Origin of the sequence: Billgrantia desiderata (genome assembly GCF_900108215.1) — a bacterium.
Taxonomy (GTDB): domain Bacteria; phylum Pseudomonadota; class Gammaproteobacteria; order Pseudomonadales; family Halomonadaceae; genus Halomonas; species Halomonas desiderata.
The window spans coordinates 493,648-500,804 of sequence record NZ_FNVC01000001.1; the positions used below are offsets into that span (position 1 = coordinate 493,648).

At 53.2% G+C, this 7,157-nt stretch carries 8 protein-coding genes; 1 reads left to right on the plus strand and 7 read right to left on the minus strand.

Translation table 11 applies throughout. The features are described from left to right. Nucleotides 1-29 precede the first annotated feature (29 nt). From C4S71_RS02320 to C4S71_RS02340, 5 genes are all read right to left on the minus strand, one after another. Entirely contained in the window at nucleotides 30-1,256 is a 1,227-nt protein-coding gene (locus tag C4S71_RS02320) for a metal-dependent hydrolase family protein (protein ID WP_103968069.1), read from the minus strand. 38 nt (nucleotides 1,257-1,294) lie between these two features. Next, nucleotides 1,295-2,602, minus strand: a complete 1,308-nt coding sequence (locus C4S71_RS02325) for a TRAP transporter large permease (RefSeq protein ID WP_103968070.1) — start codon at nucleotides 2,600-2,602, stop codon at nucleotides 1,295-1,297. Nucleotides 2,603-2,649: 47 nt separating this feature from the next. Beyond that, nucleotides 2,650-3,144 carry a TRAP transporter small permease gene (locus tag C4S71_RS02330; protein WP_103968071.1) on the minus strand — a complete coding sequence of 165 codons (495 nt, stop codon included), beginning with the start codon at nucleotides 3,142-3,144 and terminating at the stop codon, nucleotides 2,650-2,652. A 39-nt stretch (nucleotides 3,145-3,183) separates the two neighbouring features. Then, nucleotides 3,184-3,780 (minus strand): TetR/AcrR family transcriptional regulator, encoded by a 597-nt coding sequence (locus C4S71_RS02335; RefSeq protein ID WP_103968072.1) that lies wholly within the window; start codon nucleotides 3,778-3,780, stop codon nucleotides 3,184-3,186. A 79-nt stretch (nucleotides 3,781-3,859) separates the two neighbouring features. Beyond that, entirely contained in the window at nucleotides 3,860-4,960 is a 1,101-nt protein-coding gene (locus C4S71_RS02340) for a C4-dicarboxylate TRAP transporter substrate-binding protein (protein ID WP_103968073.1), read from the minus strand. Nucleotides 4,961-5,457: 497 nt separating this feature from the next. On the opposite strand from C4S71_RS02340, the gene C4S71_RS02345 reads away from it, so the two are divergent. After that, entirely contained in the window at nucleotides 5,458-6,075 is a 618-nt protein-coding gene (locus C4S71_RS02345; protein WP_103968074.1) for an isochorismatase family protein, read from the plus strand. Between the two features lie 99 nt (nucleotides 6,076-6,174). Here the strand turns inward: C4S71_RS02345 and C4S71_RS02350 are convergent, their stop codons facing one another. Both C4S71_RS02350 and C4S71_RS02355 read right to left on the minus strand, forming a co-directional pair. Continuing rightward, nucleotides 6,175-6,822 carry a glycosyltransferase family 32 protein gene (locus tag C4S71_RS02350; protein WP_235014143.1) on the minus strand — a complete coding sequence of 216 codons (648 nt, stop codon included), beginning with the start codon at nucleotides 6,820-6,822 and terminating at the stop codon, nucleotides 6,175-6,177. Nucleotides 6,823-6,839: 17 nt separating this feature from the next. Then, nucleotides 6,840-7,157, minus strand: a 318-nt coding sequence (locus C4S71_RS02355; RefSeq protein WP_200825212.1) for a transposase, incomplete at its 5' end; no start/stop codon positions are given.

Below are 7,157 nucleotides of genomic sequence, written 5' to 3' on the forward strand. Positions count from 1 at the left end.
TCGCATTCATACGATCCGGCAAAATTACATTAGAGCGAATTCTTGAACACCCGCCCGCCCTTGACGATGAGCTTGAGTTGCTCCTCGGGAGTGGTAAGCACTGTAACATCTTCCAGCGGATTCTTCTCGAGCACGATGATATCCGCCCGTGCCCCTGGGATGAGCTCGCCGAAATCCCCTGTTTGACCATAAGCATCGGCCGCATTCGACGTCGCGGAACGAATCAACTCGTCAGCCGGCACTACATCCTTGCGAAGATGGAATTCATTGAGCTGATGCCGCTGCATGCGCCCCAGCAGATCGGAGCCATACAGCATCTTGACACGATGCCGTTGCGCCATTTCCAGTGCTACACCGCCCGCATCGAGAACATCAAAAACTTTTTGCTGGAGGTGCGGAGCCATACCCGCTTCTACGCCTTCTTTGGCCAAGGCGTCGTAGGTGGACAGTGTCGGCGTCAAATACGCGCCATGCTCGAGAAACAATCTGCAACTCTCTTCATCCATCAAATTCCCATGCTCGATAGTCCTTACTCCCCTTGGCAGCAGCCGGTTGATGGCCCGGGCCGTATAGGCATGTGCCATGGTGTGGATGTTCGCAGCCGTTGCCTCTTCGACGATGGCATCGATCTCTTCGATGGAAAACTGCGTACTATCGATACGGTCCGTCGGTGAAGCGACACCACCGGAAGCCATGATCTTGATCTGATTGGCCCCTTTTCGGATCTCATCACGCGCTGCACGGCGAACTTCGCTAACACCGTCACACACACGCCCCAAACCGGCGCAGCAAAAACAGCCCTCAAACGTCTGCTGTCCGGGGCCACGCATATCGGCATGCCCCCCCGTCTGTGACAGGGCACGACCCGCGTAGAGGACGCGAGGTCCAATAATCGACCCTTCCTCGACAGCCTGCGCCAGACCGTGATCCGCCCCGCCGGCATCGCGAACCGTAGTGAAACCACGCATCAACATACCTTGGAGCAATTCGCTCGATTTCGCCCCCACGTAAAAAGGTGACAGCACCTCCAACAGTGCAAAATTCGGCGTGATGGCAGTCACATGGACATGCGAATCGACAAGACCTGGCATCATGAAACGGCCGCCAAGATCGATGACAGCGTCGATATTATTCCCTTCAATCCGTGTATCAATACCGGCAATGCGTCCGTCTTGGATCAGCAGGTCCCGCTCGCCCACTACCTGGCCTTTACGGACATCGATGAGATTGGCATTTTTCAAAACAAGAGTTGTCATTATTCGTTCTCCTTAGCAGTATAAAAATCGTCAAGCGTTCAGAGCATGCGACCAGGAAGATAGAGGGAAAGTGCCGGAATCATGATAATGAACAGCAAGGCCACCACGTCCATTACGATAAACCAGCTTACACCCTTGAATACTTCCTGGAGCGTGACGGCTTTGCCGAGCGTTCCTTTTATGACATAAACATTGAGCCCGATAGGTGGCGTCACCAGACCCATTTCAAGGAGCTTTACTACGATTATGCCAAACCAGATGAGATTGAGATCTGCTCCTTGAATCAGAGGAAGGATGAGGGGAAGCGTGAGCAATAGCAGACCTATCGAATCGATGAACATTCCCAGAACGAGATAGATAATGGCTACTGCCAGAAGAATCCACCATGTTTCCGTGCTTATCCCTAATATCAGCGATGAGAAAGCCGTTGGCACGCCACTCATCGCCAAGAACCGAGTAAAAAGCAGAGAGCCTATCAAGATGATGAAAATACTCGCAGTGCTTACTGCCGTATTGGCTAGCGCCTCCCTAATGGCAGCCGGCGTCAAGGTACCACGCGCCAAGGCAATCAGAGCGGCAGCCACCGTGCCTACCGCACCCGCTTCGGTGGGAGAAAAAAGCCCGATAAAGATACCCCCAAGTACAGAAAAAATGAGCAATGGCAGCGGCCATACTTCTTTAAGCGCGGTGAGCTTTTCCGCCTTGGTGGAAGTGATCTGCGCACTTCCAGCCAACGAAGGCTTTATCTTGACACGCACCATGATCATGACGGCATACAAAAGCGCCGAAATAACACCGGGTATGAAACCTGCCATGAACAGTTGGCCAACCGAGACTTGAGCGTACACTCCATACAAGACCAGCAACACGCTAGGAGGTATCAAAGAACCCAAGGTACCCGCCGCCGCCACCGTGCCCGTTGCAAGCCCTTTATTATAGTGATACTTGAGCATCTCAGGCACGGCAATGCGCGACATGGCAGCGGAAGTGGCCACGCTCGATCCCGAGGCAGCAGCAAACAGTGCCGAAGCCATCACGCTCGAAACCGCCAATCCACCCGGTAGCCGCGCAAGAAATAGGCGCATGGCGTTGAATAAACCCTGAGTGAGGTTGGTTGATGTCGCCAGATATCCCATCAGCAAGAACATGGGCGCAGCAGTCAACTCCCAGGTTCCGACAAAATCGAAAGGCGTGGCCGAAATCATCCCCCAGGCCACGCGCATGCTGGTCATTTCTGCAATACCAAAAATCGAGACTAGCCCCAGAGCAATACCTATGGGAACGCGCAGCGCAATCAAGCACAACGCCACCACAATACCTGCAATACCAATTTCCAGATTTGTCATTGTTTTCAAGCCTTACAGTTGTATAATGTTATTATAAAACCTCAGTGCTATAAGGCTTTTTTTAGTCTTATTGCCTTGACCATATTAGAAAAAATAGCAAAACACATAGCCAAAAAGCCAATGGGTAACGCCCACCTACTTGGCCACAAATAAAACCTGAAATTTGCCATGGCTGTCTCCTTTCGCTGGGTCGCCCGCATGGCATCCAAAAAACTTTGGTAGCACAGCATGCCAAAATAAAGCAGGCCAAGCAGACATGCGAAAATATAAAGAGCAAGTTGTATATTCTTCGGCAAGCGTTGGGTAAAGACATCCACACTTATATGCTCACCTCTTGCCTCGACATATGCCAAGGGAAGAAATACAGCACAAACCATATAATAGAAAGACACGACCTCCAGGGTACCAGGTATGCCCCGCGCAAAGAAATATCGAATCGCGACATCAAGAGTAACATGCAGGGTCATCAGGAGCATAAAAGCGCAGCCCAGCACAAGCGCCACATTCGCAACACACTTATTAGCTTTATCTAGAATATGCATGCAGTGCCTCGCAATTATTATTTTAAAGCGAGATGAAGATCAGTCGCCAGCACCCTCTATCGACTTTCGAATCTGCTCCTTCCAGTACAAAAGCAACCTTTCGCTGAAATCGGGATCTTCACGCCATATACTCTGCAAGCTCATACCTCGCATCATGCAGAGTGTCGAGTGCAAAGTAGCTTCCCGCAGATGCGGATCCGGCACCATGGTTCCCCATATATCTTCAATCGAATTATTGAAGTCCCTGGCCAGAGGCATCAAGACCCCCTTTATTTCTTTGTTCGTTCTTGCAGCTGTCAGATACTCCAGAGAAACCATGAACATAGGGCCGGAAAAGTGCTCCCATATATGATCCAGCAGTTCGTCAAGCGTGATTTCCTTGCTTTTTGCCTGCTTTGTCAACTCCTTGAAGGACTCAAGCTCTTCAAGCAGTACTTTCTCCAGCGCCGCATGCATTAACTCATCACGAGTGGGATAATGGTGCAATATTGCGCCGCGGGACATCCCGGCACGCTGCGCAATATTGATGGTCGTTGCGTGATGTATCCCTTCGGTCAGAATTTCCTCGATCGCAGCTTTCAGGATCGTCTGACGAGTGTTTTCGGATTTCCTTGCTTGCAGCACAGCAGCACACATAAAAATTTCCTTTTACCGAGGTGCTCCACCAATCGATGGTGGAGCACTGCTCGATCATATACAAGCATCCGCCCCAGGTTCAGCGCACGGCGTAATTGTCAGGTAACTTGTCGTAGATCTCACGCATTGCCAACTGCGCTAACGCCTCTTCGTCCTCCCGGTCTACCTCGGCGACCAACGCCTCCCATTTCTCGTAAGTAGCCAGAAAATCATCGATCAGGGCTTCCGGCTCCTGGATACCATGTCGCTCGCGCGCAACATCGTAGATCTCGGAAATGGCAGCTTCCCTGAAGTTCTCGGCAGATTCGAGCAGGTCGCCTTCAGGCTCATAAATGTTATTACCCTTCTCTCTCGCCTCTGCCAGTGAAGACTCATCGAGTTTGACGTATTGCACGATCATGCGTGTCATCGCTTTTGCTGAGGCTTCCATGAGTACCCTACGATGCTCTTCGGAAAGCCCAGACCAAAAATCAGGATTGTACCCCCACTGCGGACCGGACCAATACATGCCTGTCGGCAGCATGGTGGTATGTTCCGCCACCTCCCATAGTGAGCGAGTAATCAGATCGAGCGGCGAGTTGGAGGCACAGTCGAGCGAGCCACGATCAAGCCCAGAGTACATCTCACTTGAAGGTACGTTGACAGGAATGCCACCAGCCTGCTCTACCCATTGAGACACCATCGAGCCCGCCGTTCGGATTCGCTTACCCTGCATCTCGCGCAGATTTCGCACTGGCTCACGACAGAAAAGCACGTAGGGTGACGTAGTATAGGCACCAAGATAGACGACACCAACTTCCTCCCACTCCTCGAGCTGAGCGGCATTGTTCAGACTAAAATCGGTGACGGCCAAGGAAGTGACCAGTGGGTCGCTGAAGTTGAAACCCAACTCCTGCACAGCATTGGCAACCGGAAGCTCCGAAGGGGTAAAGATAGCCGCATGGTGCGCCACCTGAACGATATTGTCGCGAATGCCCTGCAAAGCGGCACGCGGCGCAAGCAAAACAGTACCTGTATAGACTTCGGGATCCAACTCTCCATTGGAGAGCTCGCGCACCGTCTCGGCCCATTCCGTGTAACCGAACAGTGAGTGAGGATGCTGCTGATCGTACCAAGAGTTGGCAATGAAATTTATCGAAGCCTGAGCAGTAGCGCCAAGCGTCAACGCAGCACAAGTCATGGCCGTAGTAGCCAGCCGCACGGCAACCCATTTCGAGCTTGTAGAGGCAGGCAACGCCTCAGGAGTACGGGGTCTTCTGATTATCATTGGAGCACCATTGTTGATGTTATCGGTTGTCTTTTATCGGCCTCAGGCAGAAAACCTCGACACCATGACACGTCAACTACCTGACGAAGGCCTGCCTCGTACCGGCTGATCACATCTAAGCGCTGGTTAGTAAAGACATTTTGCTGATCTCCTTTGTTATTTTTGGGTAAGGATTTCAAGCTTTTCGCCTGTCTGAGCGCTCACATTTCGTTGCCTTGACAGGCTTGCAAATCTGAGCCTAGACTCGGTTCAAGAAAAAAGCAAGCACGCCTGACTTTTTTCTTGGGAGGCCACAGTCGCTCACTTTCTGCCGCCTCCAGGCACCTGACCCGACGATTGAACGATCGAGTATCGGGAACAGTGCCACCATTTAATTAGCACACTAATAAATTTAACAACGGAGTGTCACAATGGATGACTACAAGAATCGCTCATATGGGGAAGTTGCCATCGGCATGCGAGGCAAAGTGGGTATCGTCGTCGTCGACTTCCAACTTGCGTTCACGGATGCCCAGTATCCTCTGGGGGGCGCACCTCTCACCATGCGTGCCGTCGACAATACGGCAAGGTTACTCGACGTGGCCAGGGAGCATAATGTCCCAATCGTACAATGTAATACGGCCTACAAGAACGAACGTCACCATCCGCACTGGAAGATCACGGCCGTTCGCGAAACATTCCGAGAAGACCACCCGAGCTCAGCACTGGACCCGAAGGTGTACGACCCCGAATACGATATCGTGGTGTGCAAGTATGGCCCTTCCATCTTCTTCCAAACGCCTGTCGTTTCCTATTTTGTCAAAGAGGGTGTCGAAACCGTGATCATCACGGGCTGCAACACCAGTGGCTGCATCCGAGCTTCCACAATAGACAGCTTTTCCTACGGATTCCGAACCATCGTGCCTGAAGACTGTGTGGGCGATATCGAAGAAGGTCCGCATCACGACAACCTTCGCGATGTCGGACGCCGCTATGCCGATATCGAAAAATGCGACAACGTCATCGACTTCATCAAGAAGACCATGTAACGGCCGCCGCGTTCGAGCAGCACCATTAACCTTATACGCACAGTGTTGCTCAGCGAGCCCCTCCCGAACGCCACGGCCAGCGGTTCGGGAGGCGTTTCACTACCGCTTGCGCACCACGTCGACCTGATACTGCTCCTTGGTCCACTTGCCCTGGGGCTTGTCGATGTACTGAAAGTACTCGTTGGTGAAGTTGCCCTGGTTGCAGGTGTAGCGGTACGAAGCCGTGCGTACCTCGTCGCGAGGCAGCACTTCGTTGTAAACCGTGGGGCCGGTGAGGTGGAAGATACCCTTCTCCTCACCGCTCTCGATGTTGGCGTAGATGGCGTCGATCACCTTTTGCAGGTGCGGATTGTCGGGCTTGCTGGCAATGAAGTAATTGCTGATGTCGCCACGCTTGGTGGTCACGAACAGCTCCTCCATCCCCGGCTTGACGATCCGCGCCAGCGGCCACACCGCGTGGGCGTCGATATCCAGATACACCCCGCCGTGCTTCTGCAGCACCAGCACCCGCCAGAAATCGGCCTGAGCCGCCCCTACCTGCAGCCGCGAGAACGCCTCGAAAATCTCGCCCGGGTAGTTCTCCTCGATGAACCTGGCCCTGGCCGCGGTAATCATGAAGCGGTACTCGAAGCTCGGTGCCATCAGGCGGTTGAACAGATAGTTCAGGTAAACCGGCAGTGTGGCCTGATCGGTGAAGTTGGTCTGCCAGATGATGCGCGGCACCTCGGCCGGCTGAGTTATTGTCAAATCCTGTGTACGGCAAGTCAGGCGGCAGTCCTGTCTGACTGATCGGTCAAGGGCTCGCCGTCCTTGAACTGGACGTTGTTCACGACCAGCTCCAGCTTGTTGAACCCCTTGATCCGCTTCCAGCGCTTCTGGGCGCTCTGAAGCAGCTTGAAGACCATCGCCAGGGTCGTCGCTCTGGAGCCGCAGTTCCGGCTGCGCTTGCTCCGCAGGCGGACCGTGGCGAAGGTCGATTCGATCGGGTTGGTGGTGCGGATATGCACCCAGTGTTCTGCCGGGTAGTCATAGAACGCCAGCAGCTCCTCCCGATCCTTGGCCAGGCACTCCATGGCTCTGGG

Bases quoted from the DNA above. Each gene is read 5' to 3' on its own strand.
- C4S71_RS02325 (WP_103968070.1), bottom strand. From the start codon at position 2,602: ATGACAAATCTGGAAATTGGTATTGCAGGTATTGTGGTGGCGTTGTGC.
- C4S71_RS02320 (WP_103968069.1), bottom strand. From the start codon at position 1,256: ATGACAACTCTTGTTTTGAAAAATGCCAATCTCATCGATGTCCGTAAA.
- C4S71_RS02330 (WP_103968071.1), bottom strand. From the start codon at position 3,144: ATGCATATTCTAGATAAAGCTAATAAGTGTGTTGCGAATGTGGCGCTT.
- C4S71_RS02345 (WP_103968074.1), top strand. From the start codon at position 5,458: ATGGATGACTACAAGAATCGCTCATATGGGGAAGTTGCCATCGGCATG.
- C4S71_RS02340 (WP_103968073.1), bottom strand. From the start codon at position 4,960: ATGACTTGTGCTGCGTTGACGCTTGGCGCTACTGCTCAGGCTTCGATA.
- C4S71_RS02335 (WP_103968072.1), bottom strand. From the start codon at position 3,780: ATGTGTGCTGCTGTGCTGCAAGCAAGGAAATCCGAAAACACTCGTCAG.